The organism is Vibrio sp. 05-20-BW147 (assembly GCF_013369385.1).
In the GTDB taxonomy this organism is placed as follows: domain Bacteria; phylum Pseudomonadota; class Gammaproteobacteria; order Enterobacterales; family Vibrionaceae; genus Vibrio; species Vibrio floridensis.
In genome coordinates this window covers 107,647-124,848 of sequence record NZ_SZTO01000004.1, presented here as the reverse complement: position 1 = coordinate 124,848, position 17,202 = coordinate 107,647, and the positions used below count along the sequence as shown (strand labels likewise).

At 46.0% G+C, this 17,202-nt stretch carries 16 protein-coding genes; 15 read left to right on the top strand and 1 reads right to left on the bottom strand.

Annotated elements, in window-relative coordinates; translation table 11 throughout:
* Positions 1–168: 168 nt before the first annotated feature.
* The 11 genes from FC652_RS04960 to FC652_RS04910 are packed head-to-tail and all read left to right on the top strand — an operon-like array spanning position 169 to position 13,489.
* Positions 169–1,584, top strand: a complete 1,416-nt coding sequence (locus FC652_RS04960; protein WP_176297700.1) for an undecaprenyl-phosphate glucose phosphotransferase — start codon at positions 169–171, stop codon at positions 1,582–1,584.
* Positions 1,568–2,860, top strand: coding sequence for an outer membrane beta-barrel protein (locus FC652_RS04955; protein WP_369597879.1), 1,293 nt, complete (start codon positions 1,568–1,570; stop codon positions 2,858–2,860). Before FC652_RS04960 ends, FC652_RS04955 begins: the two co-directional genes overlap by 17 nt.
* Positions 2,861–2,872: 12 nt before the next feature.
* Positions 2,873–3,451, top strand: a complete 579-nt coding sequence (locus FC652_RS04950; RefSeq protein WP_176297699.1) for a polysaccharide biosynthesis/export family protein — start codon at positions 2,873–2,875, stop codon at positions 3,449–3,451.
* A gap of 1 nt (position 3,452) precedes the next feature.
* The gene (locus FC652_RS04945) at positions 3,453–5,603 is read left to right on the top strand and encodes a polysaccharide biosynthesis tyrosine autokinase (protein ID WP_176297698.1); all 2,151 of its coding nucleotides are present in this window, start codon (positions 3,453–3,455) and stop codon (positions 5,601–5,603) included.
* Positions 5,604–5,607: 4 nt separating this feature from the next.
* On the top strand, positions 5,608–6,852 hold the full coding sequence (locus tag FC652_RS04940) for a lipopolysaccharide biosynthesis protein (protein WP_176297697.1): 1,245 nt from the start codon (positions 5,608–5,610) through the stop codon (positions 6,850–6,852).
* The gene (locus tag FC652_RS04935) at positions 6,849–8,276 is read left to right on the top strand and encodes a capsular biosynthesis protein (RefSeq protein ID WP_369597878.1); all 1,428 of its coding nucleotides are present in this window, start codon (positions 6,849–6,851) and stop codon (positions 8,274–8,276) included. The genes FC652_RS04940 and FC652_RS04935 overlap by 4 nt, the downstream gene beginning before the upstream one ends.
* Entirely contained in the window at positions 8,269–9,267 is a 999-nt protein-coding gene (locus FC652_RS04930) for a glycosyltransferase (protein ID WP_176297696.1), read from the top strand. Before FC652_RS04935 ends, FC652_RS04930 begins: the two co-directional genes overlap by 8 nt.
* Complete coding sequence (locus tag FC652_RS04925; protein ID WP_176297695.1) at positions 9,264–10,466, top strand: glycosyltransferase family 4 protein; 1,203 nt, start codon at positions 9,264–9,266, stop codon at positions 10,464–10,466. The genes FC652_RS04930 and FC652_RS04925 overlap by 4 nt, the downstream gene beginning before the upstream one ends.
* 8 nt (positions 10,467–10,474) lie before the next feature.
* The gene (locus tag FC652_RS04920) at positions 10,475–11,581 is read left to right on the top strand and encodes a glycosyltransferase family 4 protein (protein ID WP_176297694.1); all 1,107 of its coding nucleotides are present in this window, start codon (positions 10,475–10,477) and stop codon (positions 11,579–11,581) included.
* A gap of 2 nt (positions 11,582–11,583) precedes the next feature.
* Complete coding sequence (locus FC652_RS04915; protein WP_176297693.1) at positions 11,584–11,988, top strand: hypothetical protein; 405 nt, start codon at positions 11,584–11,586, stop codon at positions 11,986–11,988.
* Between the two features lie 19 nt (positions 11,989–12,007).
* A complete protein-coding gene (locus FC652_RS04910; protein ID WP_176297692.1) occupies positions 12,008–13,489 on the top strand; it encodes a DUF4832 domain-containing protein in 1,482 nt (493 codons plus the stop codon).
* A 36-nt stretch (positions 13,490–13,525) separates the two neighbouring features.
* On the opposite strand, the gene FC652_RS04905 is transcribed toward FC652_RS04910, so the two are convergent.
* Positions 13,526–14,017: a prepilin-type N-terminal cleavage/methylation domain-containing protein gene (locus FC652_RS04905; protein ID WP_176297691.1), complete on the bottom strand. Its 492-nt coding sequence runs from the start codon at positions 14,015–14,017 to the stop codon at positions 13,526–13,528.
* A gap of 355 nt (positions 14,018–14,372) precedes the next feature.
* Between FC652_RS04905 and FC652_RS20540 the strand changes: the two genes are divergently transcribed.
* The 4 genes from FC652_RS20540 (at position 14,373) to FC652_RS04890 (ending at position 17,202) form a co-directional block, all read left to right on the top strand.
* Positions 14,373–14,756: an ABC transporter substrate-binding protein gene (locus FC652_RS20540; RefSeq protein ID WP_369597877.1), complete on the top strand. Its 384-nt coding sequence runs from the start codon at positions 14,373–14,375 to the stop codon at positions 14,754–14,756.
* A 27-nt stretch (positions 14,757–14,783) separates the two neighbouring features.
* The gene (locus tag FC652_RS20535; protein WP_255199128.1) at positions 14,784–15,299 is read left to right on the top strand and encodes an ABC transporter substrate-binding protein; all 516 of its coding nucleotides are present in this window, start codon (positions 14,784–14,786) and stop codon (positions 15,297–15,299) included.
* 138 nt (positions 15,300–15,437) lie between these two features.
* Positions 15,438–16,616 carry a diguanylate cyclase gene (locus FC652_RS20815; RefSeq protein ID WP_369597876.1) on the top strand — a complete coding sequence of 393 codons (1,179 nt, stop codon included), beginning with the start codon at positions 15,438–15,440 and terminating at the stop codon, positions 16,614–16,616.
* A gap of 46 nt (positions 16,617–16,662) precedes the next feature.
* Complete coding sequence (locus tag FC652_RS04890) at positions 16,663–17,202, top strand: GNAT family N-acetyltransferase (RefSeq protein ID WP_176297690.1); 540 nt, start codon at positions 16,663–16,665, stop codon at positions 17,200–17,202.

The window sequence follows — 17,202 nt, the reverse complement described above, 5'->3', positions numbered from 1 at the left end:
GTGATGAATATTGGCTATTTGAGTTATTAATTTGACAACTTCTTGACAGTGAGAGTGTCAATATTTTGTACATTGCCACCAATTATTCGTATTCATTCAGAGTTTCTTTATAGAACGGTTCGAGTTCTATCTAGTGCGTTATTCGCCCAAGTTGTAGACAGGTTTTTGATGACTCCAAACAAAGCGTTAAAGTTTGCCGATGACGGCTACGCGACTTTACTTAAAGTGGCTGATTTCCTTCTAATTAATCTCTCTTTGTCTTTCTTAGTTGAATGGATGGGCGAAACAGAAACGGCCATTGATGTTATGGCTTCATTTGTTTTGTCCATTTTGTTCTTGCTGGTTGGTGAGTATTTTAAGCTCTATGGCGACAAAACCATTCGACGTATGCGCCTTTCTTCGATGAGATTGTTGTTGGTTATGGTGCTGTCAGCCATCCTGATGGATCTCGTCCGTCATGCTTTTGCGGGTATGGAAGGGGTCACTGTCAGTAATCTCACCAATGCACTTTTCAATACTTGGTATTTGCTGATTTTTCTGGTTTCGCTGGCATTGCGAATCTCCATCATCGGTGCTGTTCGCCTATTTAGGAAGTACACCAATCAGACCAAACGAGTGGCCATTATTGGTTTAACCCCTGCCGGATTGGCGATCTCAAAATCTCTTTTCGTAGATGCGCCGACAGAGAGGCTGGATGTCGCCTTTTATGATGATCGTGACGAAGAACGTTTTGGCTATCTTAGCCAAGTGCCATATTGTGGCAAAGTGGATTTGGCTATTGAGAAAGCACGTAATGGCGAACTAGAAGAAGTTTATATTGCGTTACCGATGATCGCCAAAGATCGTATCCGTGATTACCTCGACGCGCTTTCTGACAGTACCGTTGACACCTACCTTGTGCCGGATTTGTACACCTATAACTTGTCGATTTCTCAGGTTAAGTCGGTCGGTGGCGTTCAAACTTTCAGTGTCTTTAGCTCACCTTTTGACGGCGTTGGTGCATTTGTAAAACGCATTGAAGACATTGTTATTGGTTCGCTCATCACTTTATTAATTTTGCCCGTGCTGGCGGCAGTCGCGATAGGCGTAAAGCTGAGTTCACCCGGTCCGATTTTGTTTAAACAAGATCGCTATGGACTTGGCGGTAAAAAGATAAAAGTATGGAAATTTCGCTCGATGAAAGTGATGGAAAACGAAAGTGTGGTCACACAGGCGACAAAAAATGATCCACGTGTAACCAAGTTTGGCGCATTTATTCGTCGCACTTCGTTGGATGAACTACCTCAATTTATCAATGTGTTGCAAGGTTCGATGTCGATAGTCGGTCCCCGCCCGCATGCGGTGGCACATAATGAAGAATATCGTGTAATTGTTGATAACTATATGATTCGACATAAGATAAAGCCAGGTATTACAGGCTGGGCACAAATCAATGGATACCGTGGTGAAACCGAAACGGTGGATAAAATGGAAAAGCGAGTTCAGTACGACATCCAATACATGCAAAATTGGAACTTGTGGCTAGATATAAAAATTATTTTTATGACGATTTTCAAAGGGTTTGTGAGTGAAACCGCTTACTAGTGCTTGGTTAGGCTTGTTCATCTGTTTGCCCGTACAGGCGGAGTTGGAACCCAAATCGCACATTGACATGACTGGGCTCGATTTTCAATCTCAAGTGGCTGCAAGTTATGGTGTTAACGATAACGTTTCCTACCAAAAAGTAGAGAGTGAAGCTCAGCAATCCAGTTACGCGGCGCTGGCTCCTTATCTTCAAGCCATGGGCAGAAGAGGGGAGGATAGCTATTTGCTGGCTTACCGTGGTGATTATCGGCAATACGACGACTCGCCAGCGGATGATTACACAAATCACTTTTTTCAGTTTGAAGGCAAATGGCGTTTCGGCCAAAAACATGGGCTAACATGGGGGATCTCGCAAACTTACGGTCAAGAAGAACGTGGGGATGAGTTGACACAAGGGTTTACCCAACAGCAATTTGAGCAATACGGATTCTCTCAACATGGCTTAAGAAACAGCATGTTTGATACCAGTATGCGCTATAGCTATGGCTCATTGGATGGTGAAGGAAAGCTTGAAGTGATGTTGAAACGAAAAGAGCTGACTTTCCGAGATACCGAAGATATTGAAAACGCAAGTAGCCACTTTTTTCACTACGTTGAAGAACAGCAATGGCAAGAAGATAGCTTGGTGGTCGATTTATTTGACCAAGTGAGCAAAGAGAGCCGCTTTCGTTATAGCGTGATCATCAATCAACGCAGTTACCAAGCGAATGAGCAGAAAAACAGCAATGAGTACTACTTACTGTTTGGCTTAAAAACCGAAAAAACAGGGAAAACGAGCGTAGAGGCGGAAGCAGCATTATTGCAAAAAAGCTTCCCGAACAACAATGATGCGGAAACGTTTCGGGGGGTTAACTGGAACCTAGAAGCCAATTGGCACCCCGTGAAACATTCAATGCTAACGCTGTATACGTGGCAAAGAGTCAAGGATCCCAGTGAAGAGGGCGGATTCATCCTCAACAGTCACTACGGGATTGCGTGGCAACACCATTGGTGGCGAGATCGCTTGTCATCGCGGGTCGAATATGGCTATGAAGCCGAAGATTATCGAATGCCCAACACCGATCGACGTGATGAGACGAATTTGGTCAAAGTATCGTTAGGGTATGATTTTAGGCCGTCGGTTCGTTTGGAGCTGAATTATCAGTGGAATGAGTTGGATTCCAATCAAGCAACTGACCGATTTTACATTGGCCAAAATGAAACGGGCGAATGGATAACACGCCAACTTGGCTACGACCAATCGTACATCGAGTTGCAACTTAAGTTGCAGATATAAAGGTAAAAGAGAATGCGAAGAATACTGGTTTTGTTATTCGCCATGTTGTGGCTTGGACAGGGGTGCGCAGAGACGAGCTCGTTGGCCAATATGACGGACGAGCAATCAGTGCAGTCAGAAAACAAAGACTTGGCCGAGGATTATCAGCTGGGTACTGGCGATAAAATTGAGATCATCGTTTACGGTGAAGACGATTTGTCGATGAAATTGAAAGTCGGTAAAGCGGGTGTAGTGAACTTCCCCTATATCGGAGAAGTGCGGTTGACTGGGCGCACACCGGGCGAGATCGAAGCCGAGATAGAAAATCGTCTGCGTGGTGATTATCTCTTAAACCCAATGGTGACCATTAATCTGGAATCGTTCCGTCTGTTTTACATCGCAGGAGAAGTTGAACAGCCTAGTGGCTATGAATATCAGCCTCGTTTAACGGTGGAGCAGGCCATCGCGATGGCTGGTGGTTTTACTGATCGTGCGGACAAAGATGATATCAATATTCGTTCAGGAGCCACACTCGAGCTCATCGAAAACGTTGAACTTACCCACCCAGTGAACCCGGGTGACACTGTAATTGTGGAACAGAGTTTTTTCTAATATGGCAAATGGAATGGTAAAACGTGGCCAGCAGGTCGAGAGTAGTATCGATTTTTCACCACTCGTTAAAGGTTTGAAAAAGCACGCGTTAAAGGTGGTGATCTTTACCATGATCGTCACTGGTGCAGCGGTGCCCCTCATCATGTCGATGAGTTCAAAATATGTATCGACCTCTGTGGTTCTGCTCAAAGCGCAAGCAGACAATGCGACGCCAATAGAACAAGTGGATGGGTATGATTCGACCCGTGCCTACTACTACGACACTCAGTTCAACCTGATGCAATCTCGTGTTGTGCTTGAACAGGCAATTCGTCAACTTAAGCTGGATGAAAATGCGCAATACAATGGTGATGATAAGTTGAAAGATGCATCAGCAACCTGGTTATTGTCCCCACAACAACGTATGGATAACGCAGTCAAAACACTGCGTAAACACCTAACTTTTACGGCAGTGCGATTAACTCAGTTAGTCTATGTCTCCTATGAATCAGAGGATGCACAAGAAGCGGCTCGTATTGCCAATGGTGTTGCACAAGCGTTCATCGATTACTCAGTAAACCAAAAAGTAGCGAAAACCCAGACTGCGCAGCATTGGAACCAAGTCCAAATGGATGAGCTACGTCAGCAAGTGACGGAGAAGAAAAAGGAGATGGAGCGCTTTTTAAACAAAGAGGGCTTACTCACTTTCCGTGGTATTGATGGGTTTGAAACTGAAGAGCTTGGCATCACGACAAACAAGCTGGCCGATGCGAAAGAGCGTCGCCTCGCTGCGCAAGCTCAGTATGAGATCGTGCTAAAAAACCTCGATGCGCCTCTGGAGGACGTGGCGGCGATTCCTGAAATCTCCAGCCATCCACAATTACAAGATCTGCGTATCGCTATGATTCAAGCGAAACGTAAACTGTACGATTTACAGAATAAATATGGGCCAAAACACAATAAAGTGCTGGAAGCGCAAGCACAGATTCAAGCCATAGAGACACAAACCAAAAATCTACTGAGTGAACTCAAGGATGGTTTGTATAAGCAGTATCAAGCGGCATTGAGCAAAGAGTCGCGTTACAAAGCACTACTTAATGAACAGAAGAAGCAGTTCCGTACCTTGGTGGCTAAGCGAGACCAGTACGACAGCATGAAGCTGGATTTACAGAAAACCGAAGATCTCTATAAGCAGTTGTTCTTACGTAGCAAAGAACAAACGCTCTCAGCGCAATATCGCGAGCCTGACGCCTTGATTTACGATCCTGCGGTTGCAGCAGATCGTCCACAAAAACCGAATAAAAAACTACTGATTGCCATGGTTTTTGTGTTGTCACTGCTTGTTTCAACCTTGTATGTGATTATCCGCGCAGCGATGAACAAGCGAATTGAGTCGCTAGAGCAATTACCGACGAAGTTAGGCATAGCGGCTCTTGGTGATCTGCCAGTGTTTGATCAAGCGTTGGATAGGGCTGGTTTGGTCAGATTGCTTGCTGGCAACGCGGAAGCGATGGAGATGATTCATGGCATTAACAGCGCAATTAAGCTAAGTGCACCCAAAGTACGCCTTATTGGGGTGACATCGAGTTGTGCAAAGGAAGGAGCCAGTACAGTGGCACAGCTAATGGCCCACGGCTTAGCCTGCCATCAACGCACGCTGTTGCTGGATTTGGATTACCGCAGTCAGCAGTCGCTCTCTCAACAGGCTGAGTTTTTGACGGAAGAGTTAGAAGAACGCGTGGGTTTTGCCCAATGGTTAACGAAACAGGATACGCTTGAGTTATACACGCAACCAATGCAGCAAGGTGGTGATTTCTTGGCAAGAGGCCATTTAGAACAATCTCCACTGGTGCTGTTCGCACAAGATACTTTGGCGTCAGCGCTCGAAGAGTTAACGATGCGTTATGACCGCATTGTGGTCAACTTACCGAACTTGAATGAGAACAAAGATGCCCAGCTGCTGGCAAAACTGTTGGACGGTGTCGTTGTCGTGTTGAAAGCACAGCAGAGAGCGGCGAATGCAATTGTCCAAGATATCGAGAAGTTAGCACTCGTGCAGATGCCCCCAATTGGCGGCGTTCTGAACCTAGTTGAAGCAGATAATCTGAAAAGTGAAGAGGCATTGCGATACATCGCACAAGGGAGTGTCACCGCATTAGGCTCGGAAGATTAAGCGCATGAGTTTAATAAAAAGCATCACTACGGTCGCCAGCTCTTCCATCTTGTCGCAAGTGATTGGCGCCTTTTCGATTTGGTTGATTTCATACCGTTTTGGCATGGCCGAAGTGGGCGTTTATGCGCTGACTTACAGTGTGGTGTTAATTGGCGCGCAAGTGTGCACTTTTGCCACGCAACTGTTACTGCCAAAGCAGAGTGATGAACAGTTGCCGCAAAATATCGTGTTCTGTTTCATCCAAACCGCAATGCTCGCGTTACCTTATGCTTCGTTGGTAGTGGTGCTATTTGAACAATCATTTCTGTTGGTGTACGGCTTGACGCTGGCGCACGCTTGGGTGTTGATATCTGAAAACCTACTCATGCGTGATCAAAAGATGACGCAACTGGCGATGCAGCGTTTGACCATATCACTGCTGGTGGCGAGTTGTGTCTATTTTTCAACACAACCGCAGCAAATCTATTGGGCTTGGGTGGTCGGTTTGAGCGCGTTGCTGTTGTTATGGTTGGTCTATTCCCTGTCATTTAAGCATTTCAAGTGGTGCCACTTTTCGCTCTCTGGCAACGTCCAATTTTTTATGGCGAACCGACAACATATTAGCCGTATTGGCAGTGCTGAAGTATTGGCGATGGTCAATGGCAACTTACCCACTGTGTTGATTACATTTTGGTTTTCTTCGCTCACCGCTGGCTATTTCGCGGTAGTTAGCCGTTTTTGCCTTTCGCCTGTGGTGATTGTAGGCAATGCCGTTCGTCATTCAATTTTCTCTAAATGGTCAGTTGATTTTAGGCAGCACCGCTTTAACTTTGCGGAGTTTCTAAAAGTGAGAAAGCTTCTCCTTTTGTTGGGGTGTTTCGCCACCGCCGGGGTGTTTTTGCTCTATCCACTGGTGATGGCCTTTGCTACTGAGCAAGGATGGGTAAGCCATGAATGGCTTGACTCCGTACCGACGTCTCAATACATGTTGCCGTATCTGTTTACCGCGTTGGCGATCTGTCCGTTAACAGTGGTCGAGCTGGTGTTTGGTTCACCCAAATATTTCCTTCGAATCCAGTTTGAACAGCTATTGGTGGTGATGTTCGCCTTCGTTGTGATGCCGTATTTTTACCCAAGCTATGAAGCTTCGATCATCGCCTTTGCACTGCTTTCTGCGCTGCGTTATGCCTTCATTTACCGCAAGGTGAATGCGCGCGCTCATTCGATGGCTGACGGCGAGTTAGCGTCCACGGGAGTGAGAGACGCGTGATGGTCAACAATGGCTTATATCTACAAGCGTTCACTTGGATTACCTTGGTTGCTTGTGGTTTGATTCAGTATTTCACTGGCGTTGGCGCTGTTCTTTGGCTGCCTTTCTTGTTCGCTTGCTGCATGGTGCTACTGTTGCTGTTACAAACGCGTTTCAGCCATTTTGCATTGGATGCGAAAGAACAGTGCATTGTGCTGATGTTGCTTGCACTTTTTATCGTCTCATTGCTCTCCACCTTTTTGCAAAATGGCCTAACGGTCACCATTGTCGGGTTCAAAAATGAACTTGCGATGGCATTGGTCACGTTCTGTTTGGCTCTGGGATTCTGTCGTGAATCGCAAATCTATCGTGTTACACAATCACTGTATTGGATTTTTTATTTGCAGTTTCCGGTGATCCTTTATCAAGTGATGATCGTGTTGCCTAAGCGCGTGGCGGCGTTAGGTGAATACGAAAAATGGGATTCAGTGGTGGGTACGTTTGGTGGTGATCCAATGGGCGGTGGCAACACCGCTGCTCTAGGCTTGTTTTGCTTGTTGATCATGCTGCTTAAACTGTCTGAGTACAAACATGGTGTGGCCAGTAAACTCAGTACGGCTGCTCATATTATTGCGGCATTCACCCTCTGTATTTTGGGTGAAATCAAGTTTGTCATTTTGATTTCACCGCTGCTGCTGGCCTTTGTTTGGTTCGCGCCTAGCTATGTCAAAGGAATGCGCCGATATGGCTTTAAGATGGTGCTGATTATTCTCTTCGGCATGCTTGTGCTCATTACGGCTGCCATTTTGATTTTAGCAGCCTCGTACGCTTCTGCTTTTGGTGGGGATCCGAGCAAAGGGGCGCTGACCATTTTCCTAGACTCGCTCTCTTATGTGTTCGACCCACACTACATCTTGCCTTCAGGTGAGCTTGGCCGAATGACGACACTGTTTTTTTGGCTAGAAAACAGTGGTCTTTATGGAGTGCCTAGCCAGTTGTTTGGCTATGGGCTGAACGCAACAAACCATGGCAGCTCGGTTGCCCCTGGTTTTCTTAACCAAGTGTTCAATGTGCTGCTGGATTCCACGTCGCTGAGCATGATGTTGTGGGAATTTGGCATTGTCGGTGTGCTGCTGTTTATGCTTCCGGTTGGCACCATATTGTGGATTGCGTTACCGAAAGCGTCGTTAGAACAAGCGCAGCTAGAGATCGAAGATCGCCGCATGGTTGCCTCTCAACCGGCGTTTATTGCCTTCGTTTTAGCGGGGTTGATGAGCATCCCTTACAGTCAAATTTTAATGTTAGTGCCCATGCTTCAGTTCCTATTTTATTTTTCGCTTGGAGCACTCTTGGTCAATCGTAAGTCCGTTTTGGAATATTACGCCTTGAATAACCACAGCATGGTTACGTCACACCATCCACAAAGAGAACAGCATAATGAATGAACAGCCGTTGATCAGTGTCATCATTAAAACTTACAACGAAGCATTGGGAATAGCGAAAACCATCGCCAGTATTCGTCGTGATTTGGCTCACTGCTCCTATGAAATTTTGGTGGCCGACAGTTTGTCGAGTGATGAAACCCAAGCCATTGCTCTGGCGGAAGGCGCAACGGTGGTGAGCTTAGTCAATGGTGAGGAGCGCTGCTGTGGCGTCGGTCATCAGCTCGGTTATCTGCACGCTAAAGGGCAGTTTTTGCTGCTCATGGATGGTGACATGCAACTGGCCTCCGGCTTTATCGATGCTGCGCTGGGCTTTTTACAATCTCATCCCCACTATGCAGGTGTTGCAGGCATGGTTGAAATGGATGATGCGGTCAGCTATGAATTTAAGTCTCGCAAGCAACGGCTAAACAAAATTTATCCGCTTGGAGATTGCAGTCATCTTGGGGGCGGTGGCCTATATCGTAAAAGCGCCATTGACGAGATTGGTTACCTGACTAACCGTAATCTTCACGCCTATGAAGAAGCGGAACTCGGCATGAGGCTCAATCGAGCGGGCTATAAACTCCATCGCCTTGAAGTGCCGTACTTTCACCATACTTCCTATGAAATGTCGACTTGGCAATTACTCAAATACCGCTGGCGCAGCCAATACCTGTTTGCTCCCGGAGAGTTACTGCGCAGTGCATGGGGCAAAGCGCATTTTCTAGATGCATTACACACAGTAAAAAATGAAGCGATATTTACGCTCTACCTATTTTTTCTACTCTTGGCCACGCTAAGCATGGCGCTGCCGCTGATCTTGCTCGCGCTATTGCCGTTAATCGCCTTTTTCCTCTTGAAAGCGGTGAAGAATCGCTCGCTGCGCGACGCACTTCAGAGCGTGATTAATCTCAGTGTCTTCTCTGCTGGCTTAGTTAGAGGTCTTTTCTGCGCACAAAAAGATCCGTATATCGCTCCTCAAAACACGATTCTTAAGGCGAACGACAAATGAAAATAGTATTAGTGAATAAGTTCTTCTTTATGAAAGGTGGAGCGGAAACGGTGTTTTTCCAAGAGAGGCAAATGCTTGAAAACGCGGGAGTTGAAATCGTCGATTTTTCAATGCAACACGAAAAAAATTGGCCTTCGCAATACAGCGAGTTCTTTGTTGAAAACGTGGATTACCACCAAGGGCATGGGATCCTAAGTAGTATTCAAACCGCTTGGCGTTTTATCCACAATCGTGAAGCCTGCGCCAAACTTGATGCGCTGCTTGAGCAAGAAAAACCCGACATCGTACATTTTCACAATATTTACCATCAGCTGACACCATCTGTGATCAAAGTGGCAAAATATCATGGTTGCAAAACAGTGCTTACAGCACATGATACGAAAATTGCCTGTCCGAGTTACACCATGTATCGCAATGGTCAAACTTGCGAAGCGTGTTTGGATGGCAGTGTTTGGAATGCATTTAGAAATCGCTGTCAGCAAGGCTCTTGGTTTAAAAGTGCGCTTTTGTCACTGGAAGCGAGTTATCAATCGCTCGCGGGTAACTATCAGTCATTAGATGTGATTGTTTCGCCAAGCGAGTTTCTTGCGAACATTCTTCGTCGCAAGTTACCTAACAACCGCATTGAGGTGATCGTCAATGGTATTGATGAACATGTTGATCGCAGTGATGTTAGTGATGATGGCTATTTCCTCTACTTAGGTAGATTGAGTCAGGAAAAAGGGGTCGCCACGTTAGCGGCCGCCTATCAGCAGTCGCAACAGCGGTTGCCACTGAAAATCGTGGGCGATGGTCCGCTTCACGATGAGCTAAAACAGCAATACAACACAATTGAATTTTTGGGTTTTCAATCAGGCGAGGCATTACATCGATTGATTAAGAAAGCCAGTGCGATTGTGGTGCCATCGGAGTGTTATGAAAACTGCTCAATGTCAGTACTTGAAGCGATGGCATATGGAAAACCTGTGATTGGAGCCAACATTGGTGGGATTCCAGAACAGGTAAGAGAGGGAACGGAAGGGCACCTATTTGTTGCAGGGAACTCTACTTCTTTGGCTGAGGCTATGGATGCTTTTGCCCAACAACCAGAGAAGGCGGTCCAACTAGGCACTAACGCGAGAAAACGTTTAGAAAGCAAATATTCGTTATCACGTCATCAACAAAGCTTGCTGGATCTCTATCGAACCTTAATCAATTAGTGAGAAGCATGACGTTAAAAATTACCGTGTTGGGTACCCGTGGTATTCCCAATGTTTTAGGTGGTGTTGAAACGCATTGTCAGCATTTATACCCTCAAGTCGTAGAGCAGTCCGGTTCTGAAGTGTGTGTTCTCGCACGCTCACCCTATGTGGACTACCGACATTCGCAGTATCAAGGTGTGGAAACCAAATCGGTTTGGGCACCAAAAAAGAAATCACTTGAAGCCATTATGCATTCTACGTTGGCGGCGCTATCAACGTGGGTCGACCGCTCTCAAGTCGTTCATGTACACGCAATTGGACCCGGTCTCGTGGTGCCACTATTGCGTTTACTGGGCAAAAAGGTTGTTTTTACTCATCATGGGCCCGATTACGATCGTCAAAAGTGGGGGGGCTTAGCGAAAAAAGTCCTCATGCTAGGAGAAAAACTCGCGGTACGCTGGGCGAACGAAGTGATCGTCATTTCCGATGTGATCAATAACCTCATTCAAGAGAAATACCATCGTTACGATGCGCATTTGATCTACAACGGTGTTGAAACGCAGCAAACGCTCGATGACGAGTTTGTTCAGTCAACGTTAGCCAAGCATGGTGTCGTCGCAAAAGGTTACTTTGTCGGTGTCGGTCGATTTGTTGAAGAGAAAGGTTTTCATGATCTGATCGACGCTTATTCGCGCTCTGGCAGCGAACTACCTCTGGTATTGATCGGTGATACGGACCATGCAACCACCTATAGTGAGGCGTTAAAAGAGAAGGCACGCACTACGCCGAACGTGATTTTGACGGGCTTTTTAAATGGTGATGAGCTCAAAGCAGTGTTTTCTAAGGCGCGCGCTTTCTGTATGCCGTCTTACCATGAGGGTTTACCCATCGCCTTATTAGAAGCGATGTCGTATTCTCTGCCTGTGGTGGTGAGCAACATTCCGGCGAACGTAGAAGTCGCATTGCCGCAAGAAGATTACTTCCCTGTTGGTGATACAGCTGCGTTGAGCTATAAATTGAACCAAGTTCAGCATGCGAAACCGGTGGACTATTCTGACTACCTTAGCAAGTATGATTGGCACAAAATTGCTGATCAAACCATCGCCGTATATCAAAAGGCACTGGAGAAATAAATTTGGATAACAATAAGGCCAACAAGGCAGTGGCTCAGTTTTATCACACACTGGATACTGAGGTGGCGGCAAGTTTAAATGCTAAGCAAAAGCAAGAGATTGAACTGGCGGTTCTCTCTCTTGGCTTGGTGGCTAAGCACTCTGTAGATGTACGCAAAAGTTTGCCTTGGTTTGGTAAACGATACTATTTGGTGCTGTTGTGTGGCCGAGATAGAAGGCAACAGCTGAGATCCGAGGAATCCAAACTGGCCAATTTCTTAGCGGTCAGTTTCACTGTGCTACTGATTTTGGCGTTGGTTGGATTGTCGTCCTTGGCGCTCTACCTGTTAAAGTCTGCGCTTGGTATCGATATTTTCGAGAACTTTTCTCTTGGTCTCTGGGATTGGTTTAAAGACTTGATTCACTAACAACAGCAAAGGGTTCTCCATGAAGCTCCACATCTACCAAAAAGCACTGATCGTTTCGTTATGTGTGTTACCGATAACGGCTTGTTATGCCAAGAAGGAGCAGATAGGCAACCCAGGTAACAATAAACCCGACAAACCGATCATTGATGGTGGGGATTCTATCGATGAGGGATGGGTCACCGTCACACCTAGCGCGGTACTAGGCCCGATCAGTAATCCTGGGGTAGGGGTAGAAACTTTCCACGATAGCTGGGGTGTCTCACTGAATAAATCTGAGTATCCGGACGCTGGAATCGACTATTACCGTTTCTATTGGAGTGAGTTAGAGCCAAAAGAGGGCGAGTATAATTTTGCTTTGCTAGATCAGTTATTGTTAGAAAATCGTCACGAGTTACCGGCAAAAATGGTGGCACTGCGTTTTATGACTGCCGATGAACCAAATTCCGGCAGCAAAATCCCGCAGTGGTTAATAGACAAAGGCATTGCCGGAGATTGGAGCCAAGATCACAGCACCTTTATACCGAGTCTCGATGACACCGTTTACCTTGATTACATGGCGAAATTTCTCAACGCATTTGGCCAACGTTACGATGGTAATGCCAACTTAAGCCACATTGATATTGGCATGGTGGGCTCGTGGGGAGAATGGCACAACAGTAACTTTGCCAACTTACCGCCACTTCATCAGCGATACAGTACTGACGAGCTAAACCACATCATTGACTTGCATTTTGCTGCCTTTCCTAAAACCGCTAAAGTGATGCTGATCAGTGGCGGTGACAGCCTCGCTTATGCGACCGAAAAGGGAGCCGGTTGGCGCGCCGATTGTTGGGGAGATTGGCACCATTTCTCCGCCTCCTGGAGCCACATGAAAGACGATTATCCCCATCGGATAGAACAGGCGACAACAATAGACAGCGGGTTCAAAGAAACTTGGCAGCAGGCGCCAGTCAGTTTGGAAACCTGTGGAACCATGCAAGAGTGGCAAACCATGCAACGTTATTCTTTGCAAGAAGTGCAAGCCAGCTTGGATTGGGCATTGGCTCAGCATGCGTCGTCACTTAACTTAAAATCGAAACCTATTCCAGACGAATATCGCCCCTTGCTTGATGAAGCGCTCACCAAGCTCGGCTATCGTTTGCGCATCGAACGCCTTTCACACCAACAGCAACTCACCGCGGGAAGTACATGGGTTGTTGATACTCAATTTGTCAACGAAGGGGTAGCCCCTCCTTATATTGAGCGATACATCGCCTATCGTTTAGTGGATGATTCTGAGCAAGTCCATTACATGGCGATTTCAGATTACGATGTCAAAGCAATGCTGCCTGGAAAACATCCAACTCGCACCAGTTTGACTTTACCGAGAACATTGCCTTTAGGCGAGTATTCAGTAGAGATTGCGTTAATTGATAGCCATGGTGACTTGCCACTTCAGTTAGCCAATGACGGTAAACAACTCAGTGGCTGGTATCGTTTGTCTCGTCTCATCATTCAATAATCAATAAAACAGCTTCGCAAGCATAAGAAGACGGTGTCAACAATGCGCCGTCTGCAATTGATAAGTCACCTCTCCTCCAGCAATCGATGGGTAAAAGACTTCTACATAGCAACGATGTGTTGGTCCCACCGGTTTATTGGCAAATCCTATTAAGAAAAATGGCTCGGACGGGTCATCAACACCGTACCACTTATGGATGGTCAATTGAGGATCCAAACCTGCAAGCTCTCGGGCCGGCATGACGTACTTAATCAATCCAAAATAACCAATGAGATCGGCACGGCCATCATTATCTAAGTCGATATTAGGTCCGCCTGTTGCGTCGATGTTCTCCTGATCTTGTAAAATAGCTTTGGTATACACTTGTGTGTTGGCTGTTTCCAGCGCAGCGCGTGCTCCTTGTAACACTGCAATTCTCGCCTCAGTTTGAATGCTAAGGAAACGTGTTGCAGCCGTAATGCCAACAACACTCACAATGACAATAACGGCCATCAACTCAATCAGAGTAAAACCGTGCATTTTGAACATATTTAATCCAGATATAAGCCAGTAACCAAATGATTTTTAGTAGGTTACTTCGAAATTATCCGCGCAAGAAGTCAGCCAGTGAACGTTATTACCGTACCTTGCTCGGAATGCGACTCAATCTCTCTCTTTGGTCGTTTTAACTGAGAGAGTACTTACTATTTTTTAGGGGGAAGGCGACTGACCTATCACAGCTAACCGGCATCATTTGTACACATTGGCGCAGTTTTTGTGATCCACTACCAAACTGGTCATTTAGTACTATCATTTATGTTAACTCAGTTGCTTATGTTTATGGTGCTTTGTGAAACGAGTAAGTGCAATGCTGGCTTTGTGTTTGATGCTCTTAGCCGCAAGTGTGTCTGTTTATATCATGCGGGAAGAACCGCCTAACATGTCAGTACAAAAGCTGACAATTGGCGTTTCTCAAACACCGCTCTCTGCTCCTTTTCTTATTGCTCATGACTTAAACATATTTAAAAAACATGGTCTTGATATCGAAATGGTGCCATGTTTTGGTGGGGTAAAATGTGCTGAAATGATGTTTGGAGGGCAAGTTGACTATGCGACAGCGTCTGAATCCGTGGTGATGTTTTCAAGCTTCAAACGGCAAGATTTCTCTGTTTTAGCCAGCTTTGTGGAATCAGATAACGATTTGAAACTGTTTGCTTTAAGAGAAAGTGGCATTCAAACACTGAACCAATTGCACGATAAAAAAGTCGGTGTTGTCAAAGCAAGTTAAAGCGAGTTTTTTCTTGATGCCATGATCATGCTAAGTCAAAACTCTCAACTTAATGTGATCAAAACCTATTTACCTCCGACAGAGATTAGCCAGGCATTAATCGATGGTGAAGTGGATGCGATATCGATTTGGGAGCCTTACGGCTACCAATTACAAACTTCCGACACCCATCCTGTGATCGATTTAAGTGTTCGCGGCATTTACCATCTCTCTTTCAACTTGTTGTCACTCAAATCAACCATTCACGACTACCAATCGGAGAGTGAATGGCTGCTCATGGCGCTTAGAGAGGCGTTAATTTGGATGAACGAGCATCCCATCGAAACACAGCAGCGTGTCGCGCAACACTTAAATGTGCCAATTGGGCAGCTTTCGTGGACTTGGGAGGATTATGTTTTTCGGTTGGCTCTGAGTAATGGCTTGCTTTCCAACTTGCAAATACAAGCACGCTGGGCGTTAGACAGCGGTTTGGTGAGCGGCAGTATGCCAGATTATCGTAAGTTGCTTGACCGAACCATGCTGCTTCAAATTATGAATCAATAAAGGTGCTATCAGAATGCGTTCGTTCCTTCAAAAGCTCACACTTTTGTTTTTTCCACCTTATTGGTGGTAGGGGTTGTCGCCCATTCGCTTTTGAACGTTTACGAGGCACAAAGTCGCATAAAGCAAGAGATTCTTGTGGTGAGTCAAACACGTTCGCACCTTGAACAATTGCGCACACAGTTGTCTCTGTTTCTGCAATACAAAGATCAAGAAAGTTTTGAGCAGCTTTTTTCGGCGCAAAAGCGGTTAGAGGTCCATATTCAGCAGACGGCGGCTTTTAGCCATGTGATGAAAAACTTGGAGCGGATGTCGAAAACGTTTCAGGATCTGCTTAATCATGAGCAGTCACTTAAAGCGGTGAACGATACAACGAAAGAGCTCATTCATTCACGCTACAACATGATCGTCATGTCGATGGATGAAGAGCTCAGCTCATTACAGCGAACGGTACTGGAAAAACGTTTAGGACAACTCACGGAGGTGGTTTTCAATAGTGGTTTGTCCTTAGTGTTTTTTACTTTGCTGGTCAGTCTGATTACGTTGGTGATCCTCAAGCGCTTCAAAAAAGGGTGCGAAACGTTACAGCAAGGGTTTAATGAACTGAGTCAAGGTGACCTCAATAGCCATATCAAACCCAAGGGTATCGACCAAGAATTTGTCGTGGTTGCGGAACATTTTAATGAGATGAAAACTTCCTTAAGCCAAATTACGGTGACACGTGAACAGTTGGAGCTGGAAGTTTTCCGTCAAACGGCAGAGCTGAGAGAACAAAAAGAGCAACTTGGCTATCTGTCGGAAAGCGATCCCTTGACTGGACTTAAAAATCGCCGTGCTTTTTTGACGGCAGTTGATGAGGCGACAATAAAAGCGAATCGAAGTGGGCTTAAGCTGGCGTTGTTGTTCGTTGATCTCAACAAATTTAAGGAAGTCAATGATACCTATGGTCATGACGCGGGTGATGCCGTTTTGTGCGCGATTGCTGAAAGGATGAAAACCTGTTTTCGAGCTTCCGATATTCTAGGGAGATTAGGAGGGGATGAGTTTGTGATTTGCCTTGATTTGCTCAAAGATTATTCGGGTGTGATGCACAAAACGGAGCAGTTTGCGGAAATGGTCTCGCAACCCATCACATTCAATGGGCAGACCTTAACGGTGTCGGCTAGTGTCGGCATCAGTTGTTACCCGGATCAGACGAGCTCGATTGCTGAGTTGGTGAAGTTGGCGGATGAAGACATGTATCGAGCAAAAAATGATATCGCTGGTGGTATAGTGAGCCGCTTTTTGAACGTGTCATCGAAGTTTGCGTGTGTGAAATGAGCGTGATTTCTTGTAAGCTCATCGCTTCGTCTACAAGGAGAGAGCGATGAAGTTTGACAGTATCCGCTTAATAGTCCGAGCGCCAGAACTATGGGACGCTTGGACGCTGTATCAAGAGTACTTCTCAGATCCTCATGCTGCTAAGTATCTTGGTCGCTTGCCACATGCCACCCCTGATGTGACTTTGAATAGCGTGCGCTTGTGGCAGTCTTACTTGTACGATCCAAATGCGAAAACCCTCGTCCTAGTCATAGCAGAAAAAGCCACCCACCGTGCACTGGGGATTATGGTTTTGAAATTGGAAAGCGATGTAGCAGAGATTCACTTTGGAATTAGTCAATGCCATAGTGGCAAAGGATTCGCCAGCGAGGCTTGCGCTGTGGTTGGTGGCGCTCTTAAGCAGCAAGGCTACAAGAAAGTCTGGAGCTATGCTCATATTGAGCACTCGGCGAGTCTGCGAGTGTTAGAAAAAGCCGGCTTTCAACCCGCAAGGAGACTAAGGTCGTGGATGGTGTTCCCCAACCTTAGTAACGACAAGCAAGATTGCCTTGAAATGATTTATCAGGCTGGCGTGCCCGCCCAATAA